This is a genomic window from Rheinheimera pacifica (assembly GCF_900108485.1).
GTDB lineage: Bacteria > Pseudomonadota > Gammaproteobacteria > Enterobacterales > Alteromonadaceae > Alishewanella > Alishewanella pacifica.
In genome coordinates, this window is the sequence record NZ_FNXF01000006.1 from 182,054 (window position 1) to 206,553 (window position 24,500).

24 protein-coding genes are annotated in these 24,500 nt (G+C 48.0%); 19 read left to right on the forward strand and 5 right to left on the reverse strand.

The genetic code is table 11. The features are described 5' to 3' along the window. Window positions 1–29 precede the first annotated feature (29 nt). Window positions 30–887: a MurR/RpiR family transcriptional regulator gene (locus BLW68_RS10195; RefSeq protein WP_068238042.1), complete on the reverse strand. Its 858-nt coding sequence runs from the start codon at window positions 885–887 to the stop codon at window positions 30–32. Between the two features lie 255 nt (window positions 888–1,142). Here BLW68_RS10195 and zwf point away from each other — a divergent pair, with 255 nt between their 5' ends. The 14 genes from zwf to BLW68_RS10265 all read left to right on the forward strand — a co-directional run bounded on the left by zwf (window position 1,143) and on the right by BLW68_RS10265 (window position 17,513). After that, window positions 1,143–2,612, forward strand: coding sequence for a glucose-6-phosphate dehydrogenase (gene zwf, locus BLW68_RS10200; protein WP_092792955.1), 1,470 nt, complete (start codon window positions 1,143–1,145; stop codon window positions 2,610–2,612). A gap of 3 nt (window positions 2,613–2,615) precedes the next feature. After that, window positions 2,616–3,308, forward strand: a complete 693-nt coding sequence (gene pgl / locus BLW68_RS10205; RefSeq protein ID WP_218141348.1) for a 6-phosphogluconolactonase — start codon at window positions 2,616–2,618, stop codon at window positions 3,306–3,308. A gap of 9 nt (window positions 3,309–3,317) precedes the next feature. Next, window positions 3,318–5,150, forward strand: coding sequence for a phosphogluconate dehydratase (gene edd, locus BLW68_RS10210; protein WP_092792959.1), 1,833 nt, complete (start codon window positions 3,318–3,320; stop codon window positions 5,148–5,150). After that, entirely contained in the window at window positions 5,143–6,117 is a 975-nt protein-coding gene (locus tag BLW68_RS10215; protein ID WP_092792961.1) for a glucokinase, read from the forward strand. Before edd ends, BLW68_RS10215 begins: the two co-directional genes overlap by 8 nt. Window position 6,118: 1 nt before the next feature. Next, window positions 6,119–6,766: a bifunctional 4-hydroxy-2-oxoglutarate aldolase/2-dehydro-3-deoxy-phosphogluconate aldolase gene (locus BLW68_RS10220; RefSeq protein ID WP_092792963.1), complete on the forward strand. Its 648-nt coding sequence runs from the start codon at window positions 6,119–6,121 to the stop codon at window positions 6,764–6,766. Between the two features lie 161 nt (window positions 6,767–6,927). Then, the gene (locus BLW68_RS10225; RefSeq protein WP_092792966.1) at window positions 6,928–8,520 is read left to right on the forward strand and encodes an ABC-F family ATPase; all 1,593 of its coding nucleotides are present in this window, start codon (window positions 6,928–6,930) and stop codon (window positions 8,518–8,520) included. A gap of 188 nt (window positions 8,521–8,708) precedes the next feature. Beyond that, a complete protein-coding gene (locus BLW68_RS10230; RefSeq protein ID WP_092792968.1) occupies window positions 8,709–9,176 on the forward strand; it encodes a Dps family protein in 468 nt (155 codons plus the stop codon). Between the two features lie 191 nt (window positions 9,177–9,367). Continuing rightward, window positions 9,368–10,213 carry an HDOD domain-containing protein gene (locus tag BLW68_RS10235; protein WP_092792970.1) on the forward strand — a complete coding sequence of 282 codons (846 nt, stop codon included), beginning with the start codon at window positions 9,368–9,370 and terminating at the stop codon, window positions 10,211–10,213. A gap of 56 nt (window positions 10,214–10,269) precedes the next feature. Then, window positions 10,270–11,964 carry an NAD-dependent malic enzyme gene (locus BLW68_RS10240; protein WP_092792972.1) on the forward strand — a complete coding sequence of 565 codons (1,695 nt, stop codon included), beginning with the start codon at window positions 10,270–10,272 and terminating at the stop codon, window positions 11,962–11,964. Window positions 11,965–12,058: 94 nt separating this feature from the next. Then, the gene (locus BLW68_RS10245) at window positions 12,059–13,918 is read left to right on the forward strand and encodes a DUF885 domain-containing protein (protein ID WP_092792974.1); all 1,860 of its coding nucleotides are present in this window, start codon (window positions 12,059–12,061) and stop codon (window positions 13,916–13,918) included. A gap of 93 nt (window positions 13,919–14,011) precedes the next feature. Beyond that, window positions 14,012–14,470, forward strand: coding sequence for an ATPase (locus BLW68_RS10250; RefSeq protein WP_143039942.1), 459 nt, complete (start codon window positions 14,012–14,014; stop codon window positions 14,468–14,470). Between the two features lie 86 nt (window positions 14,471–14,556). Then, a complete protein-coding gene (locus tag BLW68_RS10255; protein WP_092792977.1) occupies window positions 14,557–15,123 on the forward strand; it encodes a type 1 glutamine amidotransferase domain-containing protein in 567 nt (188 codons plus the stop codon). 202 nt (window positions 15,124–15,325) lie between these two features. Then, complete coding sequence (locus BLW68_RS10260; protein WP_092792979.1) at window positions 15,326–16,624, forward strand: ribonuclease J; 1,299 nt, start codon at window positions 15,326–15,328, stop codon at window positions 16,622–16,624. A 67-nt stretch (window positions 16,625–16,691) separates the two neighbouring features. Continuing rightward, the gene (locus tag BLW68_RS10265; protein WP_092792980.1) at window positions 16,692–17,513 is read left to right on the forward strand and encodes a MipA/OmpV family protein; all 822 of its coding nucleotides are present in this window, start codon (window positions 16,692–16,694) and stop codon (window positions 17,511–17,513) included. 61 nt (window positions 17,514–17,574) lie between these two features. Here the strand turns inward: BLW68_RS10265 and yghU are convergent, their stop codons facing one another. Next, window positions 17,575–18,414, reverse strand: coding sequence for a glutathione-dependent disulfide-bond oxidoreductase (yghU, locus tag BLW68_RS10270; protein WP_092792981.1), 840 nt, complete (start codon window positions 18,412–18,414; stop codon window positions 17,575–17,577). Between the two features lie 147 nt (window positions 18,415–18,561). Between yghU and BLW68_RS10275 the strand changes: the two genes are divergently transcribed. After that, window positions 18,562–19,047: a peptidogalycan biosysnthesis protein gene (locus BLW68_RS10275; RefSeq protein WP_092792982.1), complete on the forward strand. Its 486-nt coding sequence runs from the start codon at window positions 18,562–18,564 to the stop codon at window positions 19,045–19,047. Here BLW68_RS10275 and BLW68_RS10280 read toward each other — a convergent pair. The 3 genes from BLW68_RS10280 to cadR are packed head-to-tail and all read right to left on the reverse strand — an operon-like array spanning window position 19,028 to window position 20,706. Continuing rightward, window positions 19,028–19,381 carry a YnfA family protein gene (locus tag BLW68_RS10280; RefSeq protein ID WP_049766853.1) on the reverse strand — a complete coding sequence of 118 codons (354 nt, stop codon included), beginning with the start codon at window positions 19,379–19,381 and terminating at the stop codon, window positions 19,028–19,030. The genes BLW68_RS10275 and BLW68_RS10280 overlap by 20 nt on opposite strands. After that, the gene (locus tag BLW68_RS10285) at window positions 19,356–20,264 is read right to left on the reverse strand and encodes a cation diffusion facilitator family transporter (protein ID WP_092792984.1); all 909 of its coding nucleotides are present in this window, start codon (window positions 20,262–20,264) and stop codon (window positions 19,356–19,358) included. Before BLW68_RS10285 ends, BLW68_RS10280 begins: the two co-directional genes overlap by 26 nt. A gap of 31 nt (window positions 20,265–20,295) precedes the next feature. Beyond that, window positions 20,296–20,706, reverse strand: coding sequence for a Cd(II)/Pb(II)-responsive transcriptional regulator (gene cadR / locus BLW68_RS10290; RefSeq protein WP_425438500.1), 411 nt, complete (start codon window positions 20,704–20,706; stop codon window positions 20,296–20,298). Between the two features lie 76 nt (window positions 20,707–20,782). On the opposite strand from cadR, the gene BLW68_RS10295 reads away from it, so the two are divergent. The 4 genes from BLW68_RS10295 to BLW68_RS10310 all read left to right on the forward strand — a co-directional run bounded on the left by BLW68_RS10295 (window position 20,783) and on the right by BLW68_RS10310 (window position 24,500). Beyond that, window positions 20,783–21,688 carry a cation efflux transmembrane domain-containing protein gene (locus BLW68_RS10295; protein ID WP_092792988.1) on the forward strand — a complete coding sequence of 302 codons (906 nt, stop codon included), beginning with the start codon at window positions 20,783–20,785 and terminating at the stop codon, window positions 21,686–21,688. 53 nt (window positions 21,689–21,741) lie between these two features. Beyond that, window positions 21,742–22,107: a cobalt transporter gene (locus tag BLW68_RS10300; protein ID WP_092792990.1), complete on the forward strand. Its 366-nt coding sequence runs from the start codon at window positions 21,742–21,744 to the stop codon at window positions 22,105–22,107. 50 nt (window positions 22,108–22,157) lie between these two features. Then, window positions 22,158–23,402: a TolC family protein gene (locus BLW68_RS10305; protein ID WP_092792992.1), complete on the forward strand. Its 1,245-nt coding sequence runs from the start codon at window positions 22,158–22,160 to the stop codon at window positions 23,400–23,402. Window positions 23,403–23,480: 78 nt separating this feature from the next. Next, window positions 23,481–24,500, forward strand: a complete 1,020-nt coding sequence (locus BLW68_RS10310; RefSeq protein ID WP_092792993.1) for an efflux RND transporter periplasmic adaptor subunit — start codon at window positions 23,481–23,483, stop codon at window positions 24,498–24,500.

The window sequence follows — 24,500 nt, forward strand, 5'->3', positions numbered from 1 at the left end:
GCAGTTGCCGACACAACTGCACCGGATTGTCAGTTGTTGAAATCTTTTTTGTCGAAGCGGGAGCCACGCAAGCTGTCTTTGACTTTTTTCAGGTTCTCACGGAATTTACTACCGCGGCGCAGCGTAAAGCCGGTGGCCAGAATGTCTATTAGCACCAACTGCGCTACGCGTGACGCCATGGGCATATACATATCGGTATCTTCCGGCACGTCCAGCGATAATACAAGCGTACATTCTTTTGCCAGCGGGCTGTCATAAGCGGTAACACCAATAACAGTAGCGTCATTTTCACGTGCTATAGCAGCAATATCACACAGGTTTTTCGTGCGGCCTGTATGGCTGATGCATACCACAACATCACCTTCAGCACTGTTTATAGCACTCATTCGCTGCATCACAATGTCGTCAAAACACACTACTGGCACATTAAAGCGGAAGAATTTATTCTGCGCGTCATGCGCTACAGAGGCAGAAGCGCCTAAACCGAAAAAAGAAATTTTCTTTGCCTGTGTCAGCACATCAACCGCACGGTTTATTGTGTTAATATCAACACGTTGCCTTGCTGTATCCAGTGCAGCCATAGTAGATTCAAAGATTTTAGCGGTATAAGCTTCAGGGCCGTCTTCTTCTTCTACATGGCGGTTTACATAAGGTGTGCCATTGGCCAGGCTTTGGGCTAAATGCAGTTTAAAATCAGGAAAGCCCTTGGTGTCCAGCCTGCGACAAAAACGGTTAACAGTGGGTTCGCTGACATCAGCCATTTTAGCCAAGGCCGCTATACTACTATGTATAGTTGTTTGTGGGTTAGCCAGAATTACATCGGCTACTTTACGTTCCGATTTACTAAAACTGTTTACGCTATTGACTATTTTTTCCAGCACGTTCATCCGGCAATTCCTGGCTTATAATTAGGCTGATACAGGTTTGTAATACAGGGTGTAGCCCGTCAGGGCGGTGGTCAAAATAGTACTAAATTTACTACAAAACCACAGATCCGTTGCTAAGGCTGCCTTATTATATAAGAATAGTCAAAACATTACGTAATCTGTAATTTAATTACAAGATATCTGGTTTACAACCCCGTTATGCTGCGCTAGTATGGCCGAAGTGTTGTAAAATTACATCTAAATCAAGGGTCAGTTATGACGGCAACAGCACAAAATTCAGCGTGTGATTTAATTCTGTTTGGCACTAAAGGTGATTTGGCGCGGCGTAAGCTGTTACCGGCAATGTATCAGTTAGAAAAAGCTGATTTACTCTGCCCTGAATCACGCATTATCGGCGTTGCCCGTGATGAAATGTCGACAGAAGCTTATGCTGAGCTGGTGTTAACCAATCTGAACAAATTCCTCAAAGAACCGCTGGACAATGAAATATGGCAGCGTTTGCAGCAAAAACTGGTATACGTGCAGTTAGATCTGGCAAACGAGCAAGACTACAAAAAGCTCTCAGCGGTTACTGACATAAATAAGCGGGTCCCGGTAAGTTACTTCGCTACGCCACCGTCGTTATTTGGCTCTATCTGTAAAGGCTTAGCAGTAGCAGGGCTGGCAGAAGAGCCCGCACGTGTGGTGCTGGAAAAACCCATCGGCCACGACTTAGCCTCTTCTAAAGTGATCAATGATCAGGTAGCTGAGTTTTATAAAGAAAGCCAAATTTATCGTATTGACCATTATCTGGGCAAAGAAACCGTACTTAACCTGTTAGCGCTGCGTTTTGCTAACGCTATTTTTGCCGGTAACTGGGATCATAATTCTATTGATCATGTGCAAATAACGGTTGCAGAAGAAGTCGGTGTAGAAGGGCGCTGGAGCTACTACGACGATGCAGGGCAAATGCGCGACATGGTACAGAACCACCTGTTACAGGTACTGACATTGATAGCGATGGAGCCGCCGGCCCGTTTGGACGCCGACAGTATTCGTGACGAAAAGCTAAAAGTACTTAAAGCACTACGCCGCATTGATATCAGTAATATTCAGGAAAAAACTGTGCGCGGCCAGTACGGCAGTGGCTTTGTTGCCGGTAAAGCAGCGCCCGGTTATCTGGAAGAAGAGGGCGCCAGGCCAAACAGTAAAACCGAAACCTTTGTTGCTATTAAGGTAGATATTGATAACTGGCGTTGGGCTGGGGTGCCGTTCTACCTGCGTACCGGTAAGCGTATGGCATCTAAGTTAAGTGAAGTGGTGATTTGCTTTAAACCGCAGCCGCATAATATTTTTCATGCTACTTACAACCAGTTACCGGCTAATAAACTGATTATTCGTTTGCAGCCGGACGAAGGCGTGGAAATTCAGGTACTGAATAAAATACCTGGCCTGGGCGAAAATATGCGCCTGCAGGAAAGTAAACTTGATTTAAGCTTTGACGAAACCTTTAAATCGCAGCGCATTGCCGATGCTTATGAGCGGTTGTTACTGGAAGCCATGCTGGGTAACCAGTATTTGTTTGTACGCCGCGATGAAGTTGAACATGCCTGGAAATGGGTCGATGGTATTCTTAATGCGTGGAAAACCAGCAATGAGCCGCCAAAAACGTATCAGGCAGGCAGTTGGGGGCCGGTTGCAGCTATTTCTATGCTAGCCCGTGACGAGCGCAACTGGGAAGAATAAGCCATGATGCAACTAACACAATTTAGCAATACCAGTGCCCTTAATGACGCTTTCGCCAGCCGGTTAGTCAGCATTTTACAGCAGGCTATTGCTGAGCGCGGCGAAGCGTATTTAGTGGTATCCGGCGGCAAAACGCCTCAGGCACTGTTTAATACCTTAAGCCAGGTTGATTTAGCCTGGGACAAGGTTACGGTGCTACTGGCCGACGATCGCTGGCTGGATGCTCATCAAACGGATTCTAACGAGCGTTTGGTTAAGGCCACATTGTTACAAAATAACGCTAAGGCAGCCCGTTTCATCAGCTTATATGCCAATGTAGCATCAGCGTTTGACGGTGTTGCCCAGGTGCTGCCACGTATTACGCCGTTGCCAACCTTTGATGCCGTAATACTTGGTATGGGGGAGGATGGCCATACTGCATCATTATTCCCGTGCAGTGAACAAATTAAGCATGGCCTGGCTGACAACGCCCCTGCGGTATTAGCGGTGCAACCGCAAACCGCGCCTTATCAGCGTATGTCGTTAAGCCTGCCACGGCTGCTAAACAGCCGTAATATCTTTTTGCATCTGGTTGGCAGCAATAAACTCGCGGTACTGAACAAGGCTATGGCAGAGCAGGATGTGCTTGCCATGCCGATCCGTGCCTTTTTACACCATCCTGTAGCGCAAGTTACGGTGATGTACACCGAAAACTAGGGGATAGTCATGGATCCTGTGATTCAGAAAGTAACGGACAGAATTATTGCCCGCAGTACACGCAGCCGCGATATTTATCTGCAACGGCTGGAAAAAGCCCGCTTAAAAGGCCCGCACCGGGGGGTATTAAGCTGTGGTAACCTCGCACATGGTTTTGCTGCCTGCGATAAGCAGGAAAAAGGCGATTTACGCAGCCTGACCAAAGCAAACATTGGTATTGTATCGTCTTACAACGACATGCTGTCGGCGCACCAGCCGTATGAACATTATCCGGCAATTATTAAACAGGCGGTAAAAGAGGTTGGCAGCGTGGCGCAATTTGCCGGTGGCGTGCCGGCAATGTGTGATGGCGTAACCCAGGGCCAGCCGGGTATGGAGCTTAGCCTGTTAAGCCGTGACATTATTGCAATGTCAGCAGCAGTAGGCTTATCGCACAATATGTTTGACGGCGGTTTGATGCTGGGCATTTGCGATAAAATTGTACCAGGCTTATTTATGGCTGCCCTGAGCTTTGGCCACCTGCCGTTTGTATTTGTACCAGCAGGCCCTATGCCTTCAGGTATTCCGAACAAAGAAAAAGCCCGCATACGCCAGTTATATGCTGAAGGTAAAGTCGGTAAAGAAGAGTTGCTGGCGGCTGAATCGGCCTCTTATCACTCTGCCGGTACCTGTACTTTCTATGGCACCGCTAACTCCAATCAGTTAGTGGTTGAAATTATGGGCCTGCACCTACCGGGTGCGTCTTTTGTCAATCCGGGCACAGAACTGCGTGACGAGTTAACCAAGGCTGCGGCACGGCAGGTTACCCGCTTAACAGACTTAGGCACAGATTACCTGCCAGTAGGTAAATTGGTCGACGCCAAAGCTATAGTGAACGGTATTGTCGGCCTGTTGGCTACCGGTGGTTCAACTAATCACACTATGCATTTAATTGCTATGGCACGAGCGGCGGGTTTTATCGTCAATTGGGATGATTTTGCCGAGCTATCTGCGGCAACACCATTGCTAACCCGTATTTACCCCAATGGCCAGGCCGATATTAACCACTTCCAGCATGCTGGTGGTATGGCACTGTTAATCCGCGAATTACTGGACGCCGGTTTATTGCACGAAGATGTGCAAACTGTTGCAGGCCCCGGGTTACGCCGTTATACCCAGCAACCTGTGATGCAAGACGGCAAGCTGGTATGGGTGGATGCACCGCAAACATCGCTTGATCCGGATGTATTGGCAACAGTGAAAAAACCCTTTAAAGCTCATGGTGGCCTTGAAGTGTTATCTGGCAATGTTGGCCGTGGCGTGATTAAAACCTCTGCACTGCGTGAAGGTACCGAGATTGTTAAAGCGCCTGCGGTGGTATTTTCCAGCCAGCACGAGCTGGATGCAGCCTTTAAAGCCGGTGACTTAAACAAAGATTGTATAGTTGTTGTACGGTTTCAGGGGCCTAAAGCCTGTGGTATGCCAGAGCTGCATAAGCTGACACCTCCACTGGGAGTGTTACAGGATCGCGGCTTTAAAGTGGCATTGGTAACCGATGGCCGTATGTCAGGTGCATCGGGTAAAGTACCTGCCGCTATTCATGTGACACCAGAGGCGGTTGATGGCGGCAATATCGCCCGTATTAAAACCGGCGATATGATGCTGGTAGACGGCAACACTGGCCGGCTTGAAGTGCTGGTATCCGATGCCGAGCTGGCTGCCCGTGACGTTGCCACTATGGATATGGCTGACAGTTACTACGGCATGGGCCGTGAAATGTTCGGTGCGCTGCGCAGTCAGTTAACCGGCGCAGAGCAGGGCGCCTGCAGCTTGTTTACCACCGAGGAGCACCTGCATGGCTAAGTTGCCTACCCACGCTATTGTTGCTGATATCGGTGGCACCAACGCCCGTTTTAGCCGGGTTGAGCTTGCCAGCCTGGTGCTGGACAAGGTTGCTGTTTATCCCTGTGCAGAATTTGCGACTTTGGCTGATGCATTAATACATTATCAGCAGCAACAAGGTTTAACGGACATTAAGCACGTGGCTATTGCTATAGCTTGCCCGGTAACCAGTGATCAGATCAGTATGACCAATTTTCACTGGCGCTTTTCCGTTAAAGCCATGCAGCAGCAGCTGGGTCTTGAAGCGCTGCAGGTAATGAATGACTTTACCGCTGTGGCCATGTGTTTGCCGGCGTTAACAGCGGCACAAAGAGTGAAAATAGGCCCCGGCGAAATTCAGCACGGTAAACCTATGGCTGTGCTCGGCGCAGGTACCGGCCTGGGTGTTGCACATTTGCTGCCGGTAAATGATCAGTTTATTCCGTTGCCAGGCGAGGGCGGCCATGTAGATTGGGCTGCTCAAACCGAGCAGGAATGGTTTATTCAGCAAATGCTGGCCAAAGAATATGGCCATGTGTCACCCGAACGATTGTTATCCGGCCCGGGGTTGGAAGCCATTTATAAAGCACTGGCTTTGTATCGCCAACAGGTTACTGAGCCACTCAGTGCCGCTGAGATTGCCAAACAAGCCCTGACAGGCGAATGTGCATTAGCCCGCGATACGGTGCTGCAGTTTTTTGCCAGTTTAGGCAGTGTAGCCGGTGATCTGGCGCTGACGCTCAGCACCTTTGGTGGTGTTTATATTGCTGGCGGTATAGCCCCGAAATTATTACCTCTGCTTGCTGATAGCGAGTTCAGAGCCCGTTTTGAAGCAAAAGGCCGGTTTAGCGCTTTTAATCGCCAGATCGCCACCTATGTCGTTACTGCAGAACAGCCTGGTTTGGTTGGCGCCGCAGTCTACCTGAAACAATTTTTGGCGAGTAATTAATATGGCATTTGAAAACTGGCAGTTGCAACCTGGCACTTTGTTTGACCAGGGCCCAGTGGTACCGGTAATAGTTATTAAAGATTTAGCAGACGCTGTGCCTATGGCAAAAGCTTTGCTGGCCGGTGGCATTAAGGTACTGGAAGTTACTCTGCGTACGCCGGTAGCACTTGATGCCATCCGTTTGCTGGCGGCAGAAGTGCCCGACGCCATTGTTGGTGCCGGAACGGTTACTACCGCAGCTCAGCTGCAACAGGTGGTGGATGCCGGGGCTAAATTTGCTATCAGCCCGGGCTTAACGCGTGAGCTATTGCAGGCAGGTAAAGATGCCGTTATTCCTTTAATACCCGGCATCGCCAGTATTTCTGAGCTGATGGAAGGTACCGGTTTAGGCTACAGCCACTTTAAGTTTTTTCCGGCGGAAGCTGCTGGTGGTGTAAAGACGTTAAAGTCGATTTACGGTCCTTTCGCCGATATTCGTTTTTGCCCAACCGGTGGTATTAACGAGAAAAACTTCCTCGAATATCTGGCACTGCCAAATGTAAAATGTGTTGGTGGTTCCTGGATAGTACCTGATGATGCGGTTGCGGCCAAAGACTGGCCCCGCATTACACAGTTGTGTAAAGCAGCAGTAGAGCAAGCTGCCCGGTAATAAATGGTTTATGTAAAAGGCTTAGCTTACGCCCGGTAAATACCGGGCGTTTGTTTTTGAGTTTAACGGTAAAAACGCGTATAGTATCGCACTTTTATTCTTAGTCGCCTGTTACCCTTAGCTGCTTTGGCTATTTGTCTTAACTTGTTCTGGAACACACTGTGATATCAACTGCTAACATTACGATGCAATTTGGCGCCAAGCCGTTGTTTGAAAATATTTCGATTAAATTTGGCGAAGGTAATCGCTATGGTTTAATCGGTGCCAACGGTTGCGGTAAATCAACATTTATGAAGATTTTAAGCCGTGAACTGGAGCCAAGCGCCGGTAATGTGTTTGTTGAACCAAACCACCGGGTTGCCAAGCTGCATCAGGATCAGTTTGCTTTTGAGCAATATTCGGTTATTGACACTGTGATCATGGGCCACTCAGAACTGTGGGCAGTGAAAGAAGAGCGTGACCGCATTTATAGCAGTGCCGAAATGAGCGAAGAAGACGGCATGAAAGTGGCCGATCTTGAAGTAGCCTTTGGCGAAATGGACGGTTACACAGCAGAATCGCGTGCCGGTGAGTTATTAATTGGTGTAGGCATTCCGGTTGAGCAACACTTTGGCCCGATGTCGGCCATAGCCCCCGGTTTTAAACTGCGGGTGTTACTGGCCCAGGTGCTATTTGCCGATCCGGAAATTATGCTGCTGGACGAACCCACCAACAACCTGGATATCAATACCATTCGCTGGCTGGAAAATGTGCTGGCCGAACGTAACAGCACCATGGTGATTATTTCGCACGACCGTCACTTTTTAAACAGTGTCTGTACCCACATGGCTGATTTAGATTACGGCGAGCTGCGCCTGTATCCGGGCAATTACGATGAATATATGTTTGCCGCTACTCAGGCCCGCGAGCGTTTATTGTCAGATAACGCGAAAAAGAAAGCCCAGATAGCCGAGTTGCAAACCTTTGTTAGCCGCTTCTCTGCCAACGCGTCAAAAGCCAAGCAGGCCACGTCACGCGCCAAGCAAATTGATAAAATTCAGCTGGAAGAAGTAAAAGCGTCCAGCCGGGTTAACCCTTTTATCCGTTTTGAGCAACAAAAGCAGTTATACCGGCTGGCTTTAGAAGTAGAGGGTCTGAACAAGAGTTTTGGCGAGCTTTCCTTGCTGAAAAACTTAGGCCTGACCATTGAAGTAGGCGAAAAAGTAGCCATTTTAGGCGCCAACGGTATTGGTAAAACCACCTTGCTTAAATGTTTGGTAGGCGATTTAACGCCAGAATCTGGCATGGTGAAATGGTCGGAAAATGCCAAAATTGGTTACTATGCGCAAGATCATGCCCACGAATTCAGTGAAGCGATGACGTTGTTTGACTGGATGAGCCAGTGGAAACAGCCGTCAGATGACGAGCAGGCAATACGCGGTATTCTTGGCCGGTTGTTGTTTTCACAAGACGAGATAAAAAAATCGGTTAAAGTGCTATCCGGTGGTGAAAAAGGGCGTATGTTATTTGGCAAATTAATGCTGCAACGGCCAAATATACTGGTAATGGATGAACCCACCAACCACCTTGATATGGAATCTATCGAGTCGCTGAACCTGGCATTGGAGCATTACAAAGGCACCTTACTGTTTGTCAGCCATGACCGTGAGTTTGTTTCCAGCCTTGCCAGCCGTATTATCGAAATTACTGACAAAGATATCCGTAACTTCGTCGGTACCTATGAAGAATATCTGGCGGCGCAAACTGCCGTGTAACGTAAAAAGCCGGTTATATTGACCGGCTTTTTTTATACCTTGATTTTTTTGTCATTTATCCCCATGTCTTCTGCAGGTATATTCATTCACGCCCGGTAAGATACTGTTTTAACTGGCTAGGCTAGAATTAGGCTACTGTTTTTATGCTATGTTAAGGCTGTCTCCGAGCTCATTTAAGAGGAAGCGCTATGAAAATTAATATTGGTATTAATGAAGAACAACGTAAAGCTATTGCCGGTGGTTTATCTGTACTGCTGGCCGACACCTATACCCTTTATTTAAAAACGCACAACTACCACTGGAACGTCACCGGGCCAATGTTTCAAACGCTGCATACGCTGTTTGAAACCCAGTACAATGAATTAGCACTGGCGGTGGATGACATTGCTGAACGTATTCGTGCCCTGGGTGAGTTTGCCCCGGGTTCTTACAAAGAATATGCCAAGCTAACCAGCATTAAAGAAGCCGATGGTATTCCATCTGCCGAAGAGATGATTAAAGATCTGGTTAAAGGCCAGGAAGCTATAGCAAAAACGGCACGTTCTATTGTACCGGTGGCCGATGAAGCCTCTGACGAGGTAACTCTTGATCTGCTGACTCAGCGCATGACAGTGCATGAAAAAACGGCCTGGATGCTGCGTAGTCTGGTCGCCTGAGAAAGGTGTACTGGCCCGAAGTGATCGGGCCAGTGCCTTATTTGGCTGATTTCTGCACTATCTGGTACAGAAACTAATCCTCCCGGTAAAAAAAACTAAGATTTTCTGGCCAAAGCTTGTAAAATCGCTGGCAGCAGTAACACTTATAGCTGGCTGTAGTACATCGGTGTCAGCTGGAGGAGAGTCACCCAATGAAAGCGTTGCAGTATGCCCAGAATGTATCCGATCTGTTTGCCCTGCCTGAAGGCTATCTGAGGGTTAAAGAACTGATGGACTCTGACACCGCCAGTCTGGATGAAGTGGCGGATGTTATTTTGCTCGACCCGGTACTCACTTCAAAATTGCTTAAACTGGCTAACAGTGCAATTTATAGTTTGCCTTATCAGGTTGAAAGCGTTAGTAAAGCACTATTAGTGCTGGGCAAAACACAGGTATATAATCTGGTGCTGAGTATCGGCATTGCGTCGGCCTGCAGTAAAGTTGACACATCAGCCATTGATCTTGAGCGTTTCTGGGAGCAAAGCATCAATGCAGCACTTATTGCCAAACACCTGGCGCAGTGCTGCGAGATTAAACCAACAGATCGCTTTTATGTTGCAGGTTTACTGCACAATATTGGCGAGCTGGCGGTATTACAGAATGATGCCGGCCAAGCGCACAGCTGTCAGGAATACACTGCAGAACAACGCCCCTGGCAGCTTCAGCTAAATACCCTGGGATTTACTTACGCAGAGTGTGGCGCAGAGTTGCTGCATTTGTGGCATTTACCCGACAGCATTGTCGAGCCGGTAGCGCTGCAACATAGCACCCGCTTTGATCAAAAAAACAAAGCCCAACTGATTATTTATCTGGCCGTGCGTTTAGCATTGGCAAATCAACATCCCGAGATGTATTCCACTAAGCAACTTGTTGACCCTTTCGTACTGGAGTTATTAAACTTAACTCAGCCAGACATTATTCGCGCCATCGACTTCTGCAACACTGAAGGCCTGTTTATTTTGTCCGTATTAAACCCCAGGATCAGCACTATTTATTAATATTTTCTGTCCGGTACAACCTCAGGTTTGCCGGAACAGTTATCTGGAAGCCGTTCATGAGCAGTTCAAGCAAAAAATCTCCGTTGTATACCGCCTATTCAGGCTCAGCATTACTGGAAACGCCATTACTAAATAAAGGCAGTGCTTTCACTGCAGACGAGCGCCTGGCGTTTAACCTTGCCGGTTTGTTACCACCACGCTATGAAACAATAGAAGAACAGGTAAGCCGCGCTTATATGCAGTATAAAAGTTTTGATACTGCGATTAACAAGCATATCTATCTGCGCGCGATTCAGGATAACAACGAAACTTTGTTTTACCGCCTGCTGCAACAACACCTGGAAGAAATGATCCCCATCATTTACACGCCAACAGTAGGTGATGCCTGTGAGCAGTTTTCTGATATTTATCGCAGTGCCCGAGGCTTATTTATCAGTTATCAGGACCGGCATCAACTGGACGATGTATTGCGTAACGCCACCAAACGCAAAGTGAAGGTGATTGTAGTAACCGATGGCGAGCGGGTATTGGGGCTTGGCGATCAGGGTATTGGCGGTATGGGCATTTCTATCGGCAAATTGTCGTTGTATACCGCCTGCGGTGGTATCAGCCCGGCTTATGCATTACCGGTAATGCTGGATGTAGGCACCAATAATGAAAAACTACTGAACGACCCAATGTACATGGGGCTGCGGCAAAAGCGGGTTAACCAGGCAGAGTATGATGAGTTTGTTGACTTATTTATCCAGGCGGTGAAACGGCGCTGGCCTGATGCCATTATTCAGTTTGAAGACTTTGCCCAGCCCAACGCCATGCCTTTGCTACAACGGTATCGCGACAAAATATGCTGTTTTAACGACGATATACAAGGCACGGCTGCGGTAACGGTCGGTACTTTATTGGCGGCGTGTCGCAGTAAAAACGCCAAGTTGTCTGAGCAAAAAGTGGTGTTTGTTGGCGCAGGCTCAGCTGGTTGCGGTATTGCTGAACAGGTTATCAGCCAGATGGTGGCTGAAGGCATAAGTGAAGCGCAGGCACGTAGCCAAATCTATATGATTGACCGCTTTGGCTTACTTACCGATACCACACCGGGCCTGCGCGATTTCCAGCAAGCTTTGGCGCAGTCATCAGCTGCAATTACAGATTGGAGCTACAGCAGCGAGTTTCCAAGCTTACTGGATGTAATGAACTGTGCCCAGCCTGGTATTTTAATTGGTGTATCAGGCCAGGCCGGTTTATTTACCGAGCCGGTAGTGCGGGCGATGAAAAAAGGCTGCGCTATGCCGATCATTTTCCCGCTTAGCAACCCATCACGCCAGGTAGAAGCTACACCAGAGCAAGTAATTAACTGGACCGAAGGCGATGTTATTATTGCCACCGGCAGCCCATTTGCACCTGTGGCGTATAACGGCAGGCTTTACCCGATAGCACAGTGTAATAACAGCTATATTTTCCCTGGCATTGGCCTTGGTGTTATTGCCAGTAAAGCCCGGCTTATCAGCGATGAAATGTTGCGCGAAGCCAGTAAAACACTGGCGGCTGCATCGCCAAAAGCAAACAACGGCGAGGGCGGTTTGCTGCCTGCCTTTACTGAATTGTCTGCACTGAGTAAGCAAATTGCGTTTAACGTCGCTAAAGTAGCGATGCAGCAAGGCCTTGCGCTTGAGCTGGACGATGCCATGTTGCAGCAGAAAATTGAGGATAATTTCTGGTTGCCGCAATATCGCCATTATAAGCGCGTCAGTGCCTGAATCTGACAAAGCTGCTTACAATTAGTTTTAGACTAATCATTAGCTTGAGGGTAGGCTGTGTTTTGGTATAACCAAAACTATAAGGAACCCTCTAATGCATAAGTCTCTTATTGCCCTTGCTGTGGCCGGTATTCTTGCCGGCTGCGGCCCGGCACCGCAAAACAACACATCCAGAGCGACAACTGATGTTGTTGCAGCACAAAAGCAGCAATCAGAAACCGAGCGGCTTAATCAGTGGTTTGAAGTTAAATACGAGCAACAGCTGCAACAAAGCCCGCTACAAATGACCTTTTTGGGCCGCAAAGACAAGTACGATCAAATAGACGATACCTCAATTGCTGCAGAAGACAAACAACTGGCCTGGCTGGCAGCAACAGTGGAAGAGCTTAAAACCAGTTTCGATTACAGCAAGCTGGATATTGAAGCGCAAACGTCTTATGACATTTGGGTTTATCAGTATGAACAAGCCAAAGAGGGCGTAGCCTTTCGTAAAAATGGTTATGTGTTTACCCAGATGCAGGGTATTCACGCCATGCTGCCGCAAATTATGATCAACTTTCATAAAGTTGATACTGCAGAAGATATGCAAGCCTATATCACACGGATTGAAGGTATCAGCCGGGCTCTGACACAACTGCTGGAGCGGGCGCAAGCCAATGCCGGGCATGATGTAAGGCCGCCACGCTTTGCCTATGATGGCGTTATAGAGCAAATTAATAACCTGATAAGCGGGGCGCCATTTACCGAGGCTGAGCAGGACATACCACTGTGGGCCGATGCCAAAGGCAAAATTGCTGCAATGGTTGCAGCCGACAAACTGACCGATGAGCAAGCAAAACAATTAGCTGATGACACAAAAAGTGCCCTGCAAACGCATTTCTTACCGGCTTACACAGCGTTGAAACAATGGTTGCAACAGGACATACAGTTTACTGATGAAATTGCCACCGGTGTAGGCAAGCAACCTGGCGGCACCGACTTTTATAACTACCGGTTAAAAGTGTCTACTACCACCGATTTAACCGCAGATCAGATCCATCAGATTGGCCTGGATGAAGTTGAGCGCTTAACCAAAGAAATGATCGCTATTAAAGACAAAGTGGGTTTTCAGGGCGATTTACAGGCTTTCTTTAAGTTTATCAAAGATGATGATCAGTTTTACTACCCAGACACTGATGAAGGCCGTGAAGGCTATCTGGAAGACTCAAGACAGTATCTGGCTTTTATCAATGAGAAACTACCGGAGTACTTTGGTATTTTACCCAAAGCCGAGCTGACAGTGAAACGGGTAGAGCCATTTCGTGAACAACCAGGTGCTGCACAGCATTATTTCCCCGGCACCCCGGATGGCGCGCGGCCAGGCATTTATTATGCGCATTTATCAGACATGCGCTCAATGCCAAAAAATGAAATGGAAGCCATTGCCTATCACGAAGGCAACCCAGGCCATCATATGCAGATTTCTATCGCACAAGAGCTAACCACAGTACCGGTGTTCAGAACACAGGCAAGATTTACTGCTTATTCTGAAGGTTGGGCGCTTTATTCTGAGCAACTGGCAAAAGAAATGGGCGCTTACCAGAACCCGTACTCAGATTTTGGCCGCCTGATTACCGAAATGTGGCGCGCCGTAAGGTTGGTGGTAGACACCGGCCTGCATAGCAAAGGCTGGAATGAACAACAGGCGATAGATTACTTTCTGGAAAAAACACCGATTGCCCAAGGTGCGGTGATCTCTGAAGTGCGTCGTTATATCGTTTGGCCCGGGCAAGCGACAGCATATAAAATCGGTATGATTAAAATTCTTGAACTGCGTAGCAACGCACAGAAAGAGCTCGGTGATAAATTTGATATCCGCGCCTTTCACGATACCGTACTTGGCGGTGGCGCCTTGCCACTTAGCGTGTTAGAAAAACGGGTTAATAACTGGATTAACACGGTAAAAGCGGGGTAGTCAGCTTAACGTTAAGCTATATAAAGTCAACAGGCCGCAATTGCGGCCTGTTTTTTGCCTGTTATTAACTCATCCAACATAACAGGAGGACTTATGCGGATTGAATCTTTCCGTGATCTACTAAACTGGACATCCGGTTATCATCAACATTTATCCCATTGTCTGGCTCGCAGTGCCAAACACCATTCAGACGAGCGAAGTAAAATGCTGCTTGATCATCTGGCTGATAAAGAAATACAGCTGTCAGACACCGTGAGTGGTTTTAAAGAAATTGCTGCCGACAACGCGCTAAGCACCTGGTGCACAGAGCATTTAGATCAGCATCCGCTGCTTGATAACACCGTGGATGACAAGGCATTTGCTGCAATGACAAATGCTGAAATTATTACTGAAGTAGAAAACCTGCACCAACAGCTAATTTTGCTCTATCAGAACCTTCTGGGCCGCTCTCATCCGCCGCAAATGCAGCAACTTTTGGTGGAGATACATGATTTGGAAAAAAGCGAGGCCCAACAAATGATGCAAGGCGCTAACAGGCTGGAAGATATTTAGCTGTTTAGCCGTTACCCAGCAGCTTTTGGGTACCAAGTAAACTTTACATTACACCATGTAACATTGAATGATATTGGAGGCATATTATGAACGTTCAACCGGTTTTAGCAGGTAAAAAAATTGCTATTCTTGCCACTGATGGTTTTGAGTTCAGCGAGCTTACATCCCCCCGCGATACTCTGATTGCTGCGGGTGCGACAGTACATATTATTTCACAGAAAGACGGCAGCATCAGAGGCTGGTCGGGTAAAGACTGGGCTGACACTGTAGCCGTGGATAAAACCCTGCAACATGCTAAAGCAGCGGACTATGACGGTTTAGTGTTGCCAGGTGGCTTGATAAACCCCGACACCTTGCGCCAGGACGAACAAGCGATCCGCTTTATTCAGGCCTTTTTTAGCGATAGCGCCAATAAGCCTGTGGCGGCCATTTGCCACGGCCCCTGGTTGTTGGCAGAAGCTGGCGTACTTAAAGGGCGTAAAGTTACGTCATATAACAGTATTAAGACTGATTTGAAAAACGCCGGCGCTATTTGGGTGGACGAGCAGGTAGTTGTAGACAATGGCCTGGTAACCAGCCGGACGCCTGATGATTTAGATGCGTTTAACAAAAAACTACTGGAAGAAATACGTGAAGGGCGCCACGCAGTATAACTTCGCAGTTAACCCTAACCCAGCCATGAGCCACGCGTAGTAATACCAGGACTGGCAAACAAGCAAGGATGCTGTCAAACTGCCTGGCAATTACGTTAAAGGCTGCTAAAAGGAGCGGGTTATAACTAAGCAACATGCTGCGGCAATACCGGGTATTAATGATCTGTGGTTTCTACCGCTGGGTGGCACCGGTGAAATTGGCATGAATCTTAACCTGTATGGCCATGCTGGCCAGTGGCTAATGGTAGATTGTGGTGTAACCTTTAACAGCCCTTTATCACCGCAATACAGTGATGCCGGCAGCTCACCAAATGCAGAAATATTGGCGGCCGATCCAACTTTTATCAGCCAGCAGAAAGACAACTTATGTGGTATTGTCATCACACACGCGCACGAAGATCATATTGGTGCTTTGCCGCAGTTATGGCAGCGTTTTAACTGTCCGGTGTATACCACGCCTTTTACCGCTGAAATTCTACGCCGTAAGTTAAGTGGGCTTGGCTTAGCTGACAAAGTACCCGTAATTGAAGTATTAAGCGGCGCCACTATAAATATCGGCCCGTTCTGTTTGCATTGGCTGGCTATTACTCATTCTATTCCTGAGCCCCATGCTTTAGTGATCAAAACTGCAGCCGGTACAGTGTTTCATACCGCTGACTGGAAAATGGACGCCAGCCCCATCACCGGCCGGGCCTTTAAAAGCGCCGCATTTAAGCGCCTGGCGCAGCACAATATTACGGCTATGGTGTGCGACTCTACCAACGCCTTGAGAGAGGGGTTTTCTCTGTCTGAAACCGACTGCCATAATGCCTTGTTACAGGTAGTTAAAGCCGCAACAGGCCGGGTAGTGGTAACGGGGTTTAGTTCTAACGTGGGCAGGCTGATTTCACTGGCCCGCATAGCGGCTAAAACCGGCCGGTATCTGGCGTTGCTTGGCCGCTCGCTGGATAATATGGTGGGCGCAGCCCGCGCTACCGGCTATTGGCCAGATGAGTTAACAATAGTAGACGCCGGCCATATTGGTTATCTGCCAAAAGAAGAAGTGCTGGTTATTGCTACCGGCTCACAGGGTGAACCGCGCGCCGCACTTAACCGCCTTGCCGATGATAATCATCCGTTGTTGTTGCTGGAGCAGGGGGATCTGGTGATTTTCAGCTCTATTATTATTCCCGGCAATGAAATGCTGATTAGCCGCCTGGTAGAGAAATTTAACGCCCGTAATATTCAAACTCTGCAAAGCCATGATACCGAGCTGCCTATTCATGTGTCCGGTCATCCAAACAGAGGCGAGCTGGATTTACTCTACCGCTGGGTGCAGCCACAAATTGCCGTGCCGGTTCACGGCGAAGCGGCGCATTTAGCCGCTAATGCCGACGTGGCCAAAGCCGCCGGCGTACCACAGCAACTTACCGGTTTAAACGGCGATTTGTTTGTACTGGCGCCAGTACCACGCCTATGGCCGGGTTTTACTAAGGCCGGGCGTATTGCGTTAATACGTTGAAGATCGAATTCAAACTAGCTTGAATAAAGCTGCGTAGCTGGGTTACCTGAAAAACCGTGAGGTACAAATGACAGTTAAGTTTTCTCCTGCTCTGATATCCAGCCTGCTCCTAGCCAGCCCGGTGTTGGCAGACCAACCCGCGTTACCGCTGTGGGAAGCGGGTTTAATCGGTATTAACGTCAATCAGTTGGCGTATCCGGGTTCAGATCAGCTGGTGCGGCGCAACTTTGTATTGCCGTATCTGATTTATCGCGGCGATATACTGCGCGCAGATCGTAATAATGTTGGCTTGCGCGCATTTAAAACCGACTCTCTGGAACTGGATATGGGGTTTGCCGGCTCGCTGGGCTCGTCCGATGACGATATTACCGTACGAGAAGGTATGGACGACTTGGGCATTTTAGTAGAAGCGGGACCGCGCCTGCGCTGGACATTAAGCGAGGATTTTTTCGGTGCCAGAGTACGGGCTGATTTCCCATTACGGGCGGTGTTTGATCTGGACGACAGCCTGCGTTATAGCGGCGTAAGCTTTGAACCAGGGCTAAATGCCGATCTTATTACTGCGGCTCAGACGTTTTACTCCTTCGGAGTTAGTGCACTGTTTGGCAACGAAAAGTTAAACGATTATTTTTATCAGGTATCAGAAGCCGATGTTACTGCGCAGCGGCCGTTTTACGATGCTCAAGCCGGTTTAATTGCCCTTAGAGGCTCGGCCAGTGTGGGTAAAAAGTTCTCTGATAAATGGCGCGGCTTCGGCTTTGCCCGCTATGAATGGACACAGGGCGCTAAAAATGCCAACAGCCCGTTGCTGGTGCAAACGGGGGGCTGGTCGTTTGGTGTCGGTATCACCTACATCTGGGCAGAATCGGCACGTAAAGTAACGAATTAAAAATAAACCAAGCGGCCTGCCGGTATTCAGCAGGCTGCATCAGCTTATGCTCAGAGTATACTCAGAGATTAAACTGCGCAAAATCTTCGCTGCTGTGGCGCTCTGGCAACTGCGGGCCGTCACCAAAGTTGCGGTTTACAATATAACCACGTTTAACAGCAGGGCGCTCATCAAGTTGCTTTGCCCAGCGCATCAGGTGTTTATAGCTTTGGGTATCTAAAAACTCTGCGGCATTGTAAGCACGGTTTAGCGCTATACCGCCATACCACGGCCATATTGCCATATCAGCAATGCCATATTCATCACCGGCAATAAATTCATGCTGTGCCAGCTGTTTGTCCAGTACATCCAACTGCCGCTTGGTTTCCATGGCATAGCGGTTTATCGGGTACTCGTACTTTTCCGGTGCGTAAGCATAAAAATGGCCAAAACCGCCACCGACAAAAGGTGCACTGCCCATTTGCCAGAATAGCCAGTTCAGTACCTCAGTGCGCTTGGCGCTGTCTTTGGGTAAAAAAGCGCCGAATTTTTCTGCCAGATACAACAAAATAGAACCGGATTCAAAGACTCTGGTACCGTTGCTGGTATCCAGCAGCGCCGGAATTTTTGAATTGGGGTTTACCTCAACAAAACCACTACCAAACTGGTCGCCATCTTTAATGCTGATAAGCCAGGCGTCGTATTCAGCGCCGCTGTGGCCAGCCGCCAGCAGTTCTTCCAGCATAATGTTTACTTTAACGCCGTTGGGTGTAGCCAGTGAGTACAGCTGCAAAGGGTGTTTACCTTTGGGTAACACTTTATCGTGGGTAGCACCGGAAACAGGGCGGTTAATACTGGCAAACTGGCCGCCATTTTCGGAGTGCCACTGCCAGACTTTGGGTGGGGTATACTGTTGGCTCATAATGTCTCCTTAAGCTGGGCGGATAAAATATATTTACGATGAATAGGCTTATACAAGATATAGTTACGCAGGCAAAACATCTCAAGGGGCTGATAAACAACATGCATACCACTTTGTTCTACCTGATAACCAAACCGACTAATCACTATGCAGCTTAAATGGCTTAGTTCACTAGCACAGGTAACTGCCCAACAGTGGGATGCGCTGTTTACCAACGATAAACTACACGACACTAATCTTTTTTGCCGGCATGCTTTTTTACTGGCGCTGGAGCAGGGTGGCAGTGTAGATAGTGTCAACAGCACCGGCGCCAAGCGGCATAGCGGCTGGTATAGCCAGCATCTTACGCTATGGCAGGACAACATTTTGCTGGCTGCTGTACCCGGCTATATTAAAAGCCACTCCTATGGCGAATACCTGTTCGACTGGCAAATTGCTGAGGCGTATCAACAGCACCAGCTGGCTTATTACCCCAAATGGATAGCCGCTATTCGAGGGTTAGCCGGGATTCGGGAAATTTCTCATATAATGATGACTAAGAATATGTTTTTTATGAAATTCATTATTTCGCCATTTACTCACTTTCAAACCGATGCTCCGAGTACAGTCTGCTTCATCTGGGAGCAAACATGATCACTGCCATGCCTGCGAGCATTAGCCCCACGCCAGCCAGATCCCAGCGGTGTGGTTGAATGCCATCTACTCCCCACAACCAGACTATTGCTATTGTTACGTATACTCCGCCATAAGCCGCGTAAACACGTCCAGCAGCCGTTGGGTGAAGCGTTAACAACCAGGCAAATAATGCCAGACTGATTGCAGCAGGTAACAGCACCCAGGCTGAAGCTCCTTTTTTCAGCCACAAGTAAGGCAAATAGCAACCGACAATTTCTGCTATTGCAGTAATGATAAATAAACCTAACGTTGTAATGACGGTCACTTCACTGCACCTTATCCGGGACTTCATCCCGACAATGTTCTTGTGTTAACTCCAGTTCTATCGTGGTATGTGCTAAATCAAACTGCTCCAATGCGTTAGCAATACGCAGCTTAATATCGGCATAATGGTTTGCAGTAAATGCCTTGCTGGCGTTGGTTACCACATGTGCGGTGAGTACATGATGTTCACCATCAAGCGACCAGAGATGCAGGTGATGAATGCTGTCTAACTCATCAATTTTCAGCAAAGTATCTTGGATTTCATTTTGCAATTTGCTATCTGGCGCGGCTTGCAGAAATAAACGCGCAGTTGTGCTGAGGTTTCGTAAAACATTAACCAAAATAAATAAGGTGAAACCAATAGAAAGCAAAGGGTCAAGGATAGGCCAATCCACAAATTGCAGCACAATAGCCACAACCAAAACTGCAACCCACCCAAGAACGTCTTCAAGCAAATGCCAATTCAGCACTTTTTCATTCAGTGTATTTCCTTTACTCAAGCGGTAAGCGGCAAAGCCATTGACTGCAACACCCAGCACAGCTAAAGCCAGCATTCCCTCGGTCATTGGCATTACCGGGTTAGCCAGTCGCGGTATTGCCTCAGTCAGAACCCATACCGATCCGCCAATAAGAACCAAGCTGTTTATTAACGCACCCAACAATGACAGCCGGCGATAACCATAAGTAAATTTATGATTCGCAGACTTACGACCAAGTCGGTTTAATAACCAAGAACTGCCAATTGACAAGCAGTCACCCAAATCATGTACCGCATCTGCCATAATTGCCGTGCTGTTGGTTAACCAACCTCCGATAAACTCAATTAGGGTAAACACTAAATTAAGAAAAAACGCCATAGCGATGCGACTGTCACTTTCATCTTTTTGCTGGGAATGGTTGTGCTGGTGCATTAAGACTCACCTATTTATTGCTGATAACAACTTAGTTGGTTTGACTAACGGCTTCATTCAGTTGTTTTAAAATACCACAGTGCTCTACCGTGCGCTTCGAGTTGCAGCTAAGACGTAAAGCCTTTAGTTGTTTATTAAGCTGCGTTAAATCCGCTATGCGACGTTCTACCTGCTCGATATGCTGTTCAATCATCTGATTGACATCATCACACTGCAACATAGGCGAGTGATGCAGTGTCAGTAACTGACGAATTTCTGCCAAACTCAGATCTAAACTCCGGCAGTGTTTAATGAATAGCAACCGCTCGATATCAGCGTGATCGTAGAGGCGGAAATTACCATCGCTACGTAATTTCGCAGCAAGAAGCTGTTCCTTTTCATAGTGACGGATGGTTTGCACAGAACAGCCAGAGATTTTTGCCAGCTCTCCAATCTTGATCATCTCGATACTGCCTATTGACTCTATAGTAACTACAGAGTTTAAACTAGGTTTCATATCAACCCAAGGTTTATCGGTTATGAATGCAAAATGCTGTTCCAATGATAAGTGTAGCGAAACGGGCAACAGTGAAAATAGCGCCGTTGATGCACCTGATAAGCATGCAAAATATGCCTACCTTAGTGAATTCAGGGTGACTAAAATGGACTGCCCTGCCGAAGAGCGTTTGATCCGTATGGCGCTGGAAACAGTTGAGCCTGGTGTTCTGCTACAGTTTGATATCCCACAAAGGCAGGTTCACGTTTTTCACACAGTTAATGCCAATGAAATTACACCAAAAATGCACAGCTTAGGGCTGGGCGCATCGCTGACAAAGACCGGGCCGGTGAAACACGAAGAGGTAACGCAGGCCAGACAATCCACAGCATCAGGTTCGCAGCGTGAGGGGTTAATTTTAAAGTGGTTGCTGGGCATTAACGCGGTGATGTTTGCAGTAGAGTTTGTGACCGGTTGGCTGGCTCAATCAACCGGGTTAATAGCCGACTCTTTGGATATGTTTGCCGATGCAGCGGTATACGGGGTTGCGCTATACGCAGTCGGGCGTAGTAGCAAGGTTCAATTAAACGCCGCACAGCTTGCCGGCTGGCTGCAATTAATTTTAGCTTTTGGGGTGATCAGTGAGGTGATACGGCGCTACCTGTTTGGTAACGAGCCTGTGTCGACGTTGATGTTAATTATGGGCGCTATTGCTTTGGTTGCTAATGTGATCTGTCTTTCGTTAATTCATCAACAAAAAGAAAGCGGCGCGCATATGAAAGCCAGTTGGATTTTTTCTGCAAATGACGTTATCGCAAATGCAGGGGTGATTTTGGCCGGATTATTAGTCACCTGGACCGGGTCACGCTATCCGGATCTGGTAATAGGGTTCATCATTGGATTAGTTGTACTCAATGGTGCGCGCAGGATTTTACAGCTAAAAGCGTAGCTTGTTATTAAGTCGCAATAGCGCTACCATAGCGCTAACTTACTGAGGGATTTATGTTAGGTCGTACATCAGGCTTATTATTACTGTTGCTGATTATGATGAATCATGCCGTGATGGCCTGTGATGCGTTAGTTATGCATTTGCCCGATCATGCCCATACCTACACTGACCTGCAACATGAACACTGCCACTCAGATACCCTTTTCGACGTAAGCAGTGAGCAAGTCACTGCACATAACGTTGAACATAACTCTGAGCATGATACCGACGAACACAGTAATCATGCTCATGTCACCTGCTATATCGCTTTTTTTCAGGGCATGGAGGTGCTTAACTTCCGTGACAGCGTTATAGCCGCTACCCAACCAGGGTTAAACCTCATTAGCTATCGCCCACCGGTGCCGCCGCCAAATATCTGATCCTGCTTGTTTATCCTTTTTATTAACGATTAACTTTCAGGAGCATACCCATGCGTATGACACTAATGCTGCCAGCAATACTGGCGGCGGTATTTTGCGCGCTTCCGCTACGTGCAGAGCCGCAAGCACTGACATTACAACAGGCAATAGATAAAACGCTGCAACACAACCCTCAGCTGCATCAGTTTAAATTTACGCAACAGCGTCTGTTTGCAGAGCGTGATTTGCAAAGCCTTAAACCCGGTTATCAACTCGGTGTAGAGCTTGAGAATGTTGCGGGCACCGGAGAGGCCAGAGGGCTGGCCGGTGCTGAGCTGACAGTCGCCTTATCTTCCGTGATAGAGCTGGATAACAAAGCTCAGTGGCGCGCTGCGGTAGTAGACGCCAGGCTCAATACTCTTGATTGGCAGCAACAAGCGCAAACCCTCGATGTGCTGGCCGAACTTACCCGCAATTATATTAATCTATTGGCCAGCCAGCAGGAATTGACACTGACAGAAGAGGCAGTAGAGCTCTCAGAAGCCCTGCTGCAAAGCGCAGAAAAACGTGCCGCCAGCGGTGCCTTGTCAGATGCTGAAATCATGCGGGCAAAGGCGCAACTGGCTCAGGTTCAGATCGGGCGGGACGCCCTGTTGCAGCGCATTGAGCGGCAAAAAATAGCCATAGCACGTTTTTGGGGTGATACCAGCGCCAACTTTAACGTTGTGGCAGGTAATTTGTTTGCTTTTGGTCAAAGCCGCCCTTTTGCCGAGCTGTATCAGCGGCTGCAACAATCGCCGGCGTTAACCATTTTTGCCTCTGAACGTCGGTTAAAAGACGCTGAAGTGCGACTGGCGCAAAGCCAAAACCGCGCAGATCTGAGTTGGCAAGTAGGGGTAAGACGCTATCAGGCCAGTGACGATACAGGCCTTACCTTTGGTATCTCAGTGCCATTATTTGCTGAACGTCGCAATAGTGCAGCCATCGAAGCTGCGCTGGCAGAGCGAAACAATGTCGAGTATCGGCAGCAGGATAGCTTACTGATCCTGCATGAACGCTTGTTTGATGCCTACTCGCAACGGCAGCAATTCATTACCAGTCACCAACAGTTGGCGCAGTACGTGATCCCCAACCTGGAACAAGCGCTGGATCTTACGCGTGATGCATACCAGCGCGGGCGCTCAAATTATCAGGATTGGCTTAATGCCCAGCAAGAATTGTTGCAGGCAAAAAGACAAATACTGGAAACCGCCACTGCGGTGCTATTGAGCCAGGCGACGATTGAACAGCTTACCGCCGAGCCGGTAACGCAGTAACTGACAAGATTATTGCCCCGCTGCCGCACTTCATTAACTGTGCGACGTGGCAAACAGAACATACAGGAAGATAGCATTATGAAACCACATGTAACACTGGCAATGTTTATTGCAGCCTGGCTGATGCCGATGCAAGTAATGGCTGCCAATGAGCAAGAACAAGCTCACGTCCATGCCAAAGAACAAGCGGTAAAGCCGCAATCTGACACTAAGAAAAATGAAGAGCACGAAGAACATGAAGAACACAATGAGCATGAAGGGCACGACGAAAACGACGAGCATGAACACAACGAAACCCTAAGCAGCCGCATTAGTGATGATATGGCTACGGCGGTTAATATTGTCACAGACCGTGCTGACAGCCAGCGATTACGCCAACATCAGGTTGTTTATGGCAAGCTTAGCGCTGATCCAAACCGCATCAGCCATGTTAATGCCCGTTTTCCCGGTATTCTTACCTCGGTGAAATTCTCGCTGGGTGACAGCGTAAAAGCAGGCGATGTACTGGCCGTTGTCGAGTCAAATGAGAGCTTAAATACCTATACCATTAAAGCGCCAATTGACGGCGTTATTATTCAGCGCAGCGCCAATGTTGGTGAAGTCGCACAGCAGCAGACGCTGTTTAGCATTGCTGATTTTGGCGGCCTGTGGGCAGATTTTCGCCTGTACCCGTCACAACAAGATGCTGTCGCGACAGGACAAAAAGTGGTCATTATGGCCGCTGACACTGAGATTAACGGCGTAATTGCGCATATCATCCCATCATTAACCCAGCCCTATCAACTGGCCAGAGTTAAGCTGGATAACCGTGACGGTAAACTGTCGTCCGGGCAATTGATCGAAGGTGCTGTGATAAGCGGTGAATTCAACGTTGAGCTTGCCGTTAAAAAATCGGCCATTCAAATACTGGACAATAAAAGCGGTGTCTTCGTGAAAAATAATAGCGAATATGTCTTTTCCCCATTGCAGCTTGGCCGTAGCGACATGGATTATGTCGAAGTGATTGCCGGTTTAAAGCCCGGCCAGTTGTATGTCACTACAAACAGCTATCTGTTAAAAGCGGATATTGAAAAATCTGAAGCCGAGCATGATCATTAA

Bases quoted from the DNA above. Each gene is read 5' to 3' on its own strand.
- BLW68_RS10275 (WP_092792982.1), top strand. From the start codon at position 18,562: ATGCAGCTTAAATGGCTTAGTTCACTAGCACAGGTAACTGCCCAACAG.
- BLW68_RS10235 (WP_092792970.1), top strand. From the start codon at position 9,368: ATGAAAGCGTTGCAGTATGCCCAGAATGTATCCGATCTGTTTGCCCTG.
- cadR (WP_425438500.1), bottom strand. From the start codon at position 20,706: ATGATCAAGATTGGAGAGCTGGCAAAAATCTCTGGCTGTTCTGTGCAA.
- BLW68_RS10280 (WP_049766853.1), bottom strand. From the start codon at position 19,381: ATGAAGTCCCGGATAAGGTGCAGTGAAGTGACCGTCATTACAACGTTA.
- yghU (WP_092792981.1), bottom strand. From the start codon at position 18,414: ATGAGCCAACAGTATACCCCACCCAAAGTCTGGCAGTGGCACTCCGAA.
- BLW68_RS10310 (WP_092792993.1), top strand. From the start codon at position 23,481: ATGAAACCACATGTAACACTGGCAATGTTTATTGCAGCCTGGCTGATG.
- pgl (WP_218141348.1), top strand. From the start codon at position 2,616: ATGATGCAACTAACACAATTTAGCAATACCAGTGCCCTTAATGACGCT.
- BLW68_RS10265 (WP_092792980.1), top strand. From the start codon at position 16,692: ATGACAGTTAAGTTTTCTCCTGCTCTGATATCCAGCCTGCTCCTAGCC.
- edd (WP_092792959.1), top strand. From the start codon at position 3,318: ATGGATCCTGTGATTCAGAAAGTAACGGACAGAATTATTGCCCGCAGT.
- BLW68_RS10250 (WP_143039942.1), top strand. From the start codon at position 14,012: ATGCGGATTGAATCTTTCCGTGATCTACTAAACTGGACATCCGGTTAT.
- BLW68_RS10300 (WP_092792990.1), top strand. From the start codon at position 21,742: ATGTTAGGTCGTACATCAGGCTTATTATTACTGTTGCTGATTATGATG.
- BLW68_RS10245 (WP_092792974.1), top strand. From the start codon at position 12,059: ATGCATAAGTCTCTTATTGCCCTTGCTGTGGCCGGTATTCTTGCCGGC.
- BLW68_RS10305 (WP_092792992.1), top strand. From the start codon at position 22,158: ATGCGTATGACACTAATGCTGCCAGCAATACTGGCGGCGGTATTTTGC.
- BLW68_RS10230 (WP_092792968.1), top strand. From the start codon at position 8,709: ATGAAAATTAATATTGGTATTAATGAAGAACAACGTAAAGCTATTGCC.
- BLW68_RS10285 (WP_092792984.1), bottom strand. From the start codon at position 20,264: ATGCACCAGCACAACCATTCCCAGCAAAAAGATGAAAGTGACAGTCGC.
- BLW68_RS10255 (WP_092792977.1), top strand. From the start codon at position 14,557: ATGAACGTTCAACCGGTTTTAGCAGGTAAAAAAATTGCTATTCTTGCC.
- BLW68_RS10240 (WP_092792972.1), top strand. From the start codon at position 10,270: ATGAGCAGTTCAAGCAAAAAATCTCCGTTGTATACCGCCTATTCAGGC.
- BLW68_RS10260 (WP_092792979.1), top strand. From the start codon at position 15,326: ATGAATCTTAACCTGTATGGCCATGCTGGCCAGTGGCTAATGGTAGAT.
- zwf (WP_092792955.1), top strand. From the start codon at position 1,143: ATGACGGCAACAGCACAAAATTCAGCGTGTGATTTAATTCTGTTTGGC.
- BLW68_RS10195 (WP_068238042.1), bottom strand. From the start codon at position 887: ATGAACGTGCTGGAAAAAATAGTCAATAGCGTAAACAGTTTTAGTAAA.
- BLW68_RS10215 (WP_092792961.1), top strand. From the start codon at position 5,143: ATGGCTAAGTTGCCTACCCACGCTATTGTTGCTGATATCGGTGGCACC.
- BLW68_RS10295 (WP_092792988.1), top strand. From the start codon at position 20,783: ATGAATGCAAAATGCTGTTCCAATGATAAGTGTAGCGAAACGGGCAAC.
- BLW68_RS10220 (WP_092792963.1), top strand. From the start codon at position 6,119: ATGGCATTTGAAAACTGGCAGTTGCAACCTGGCACTTTGTTTGACCAG.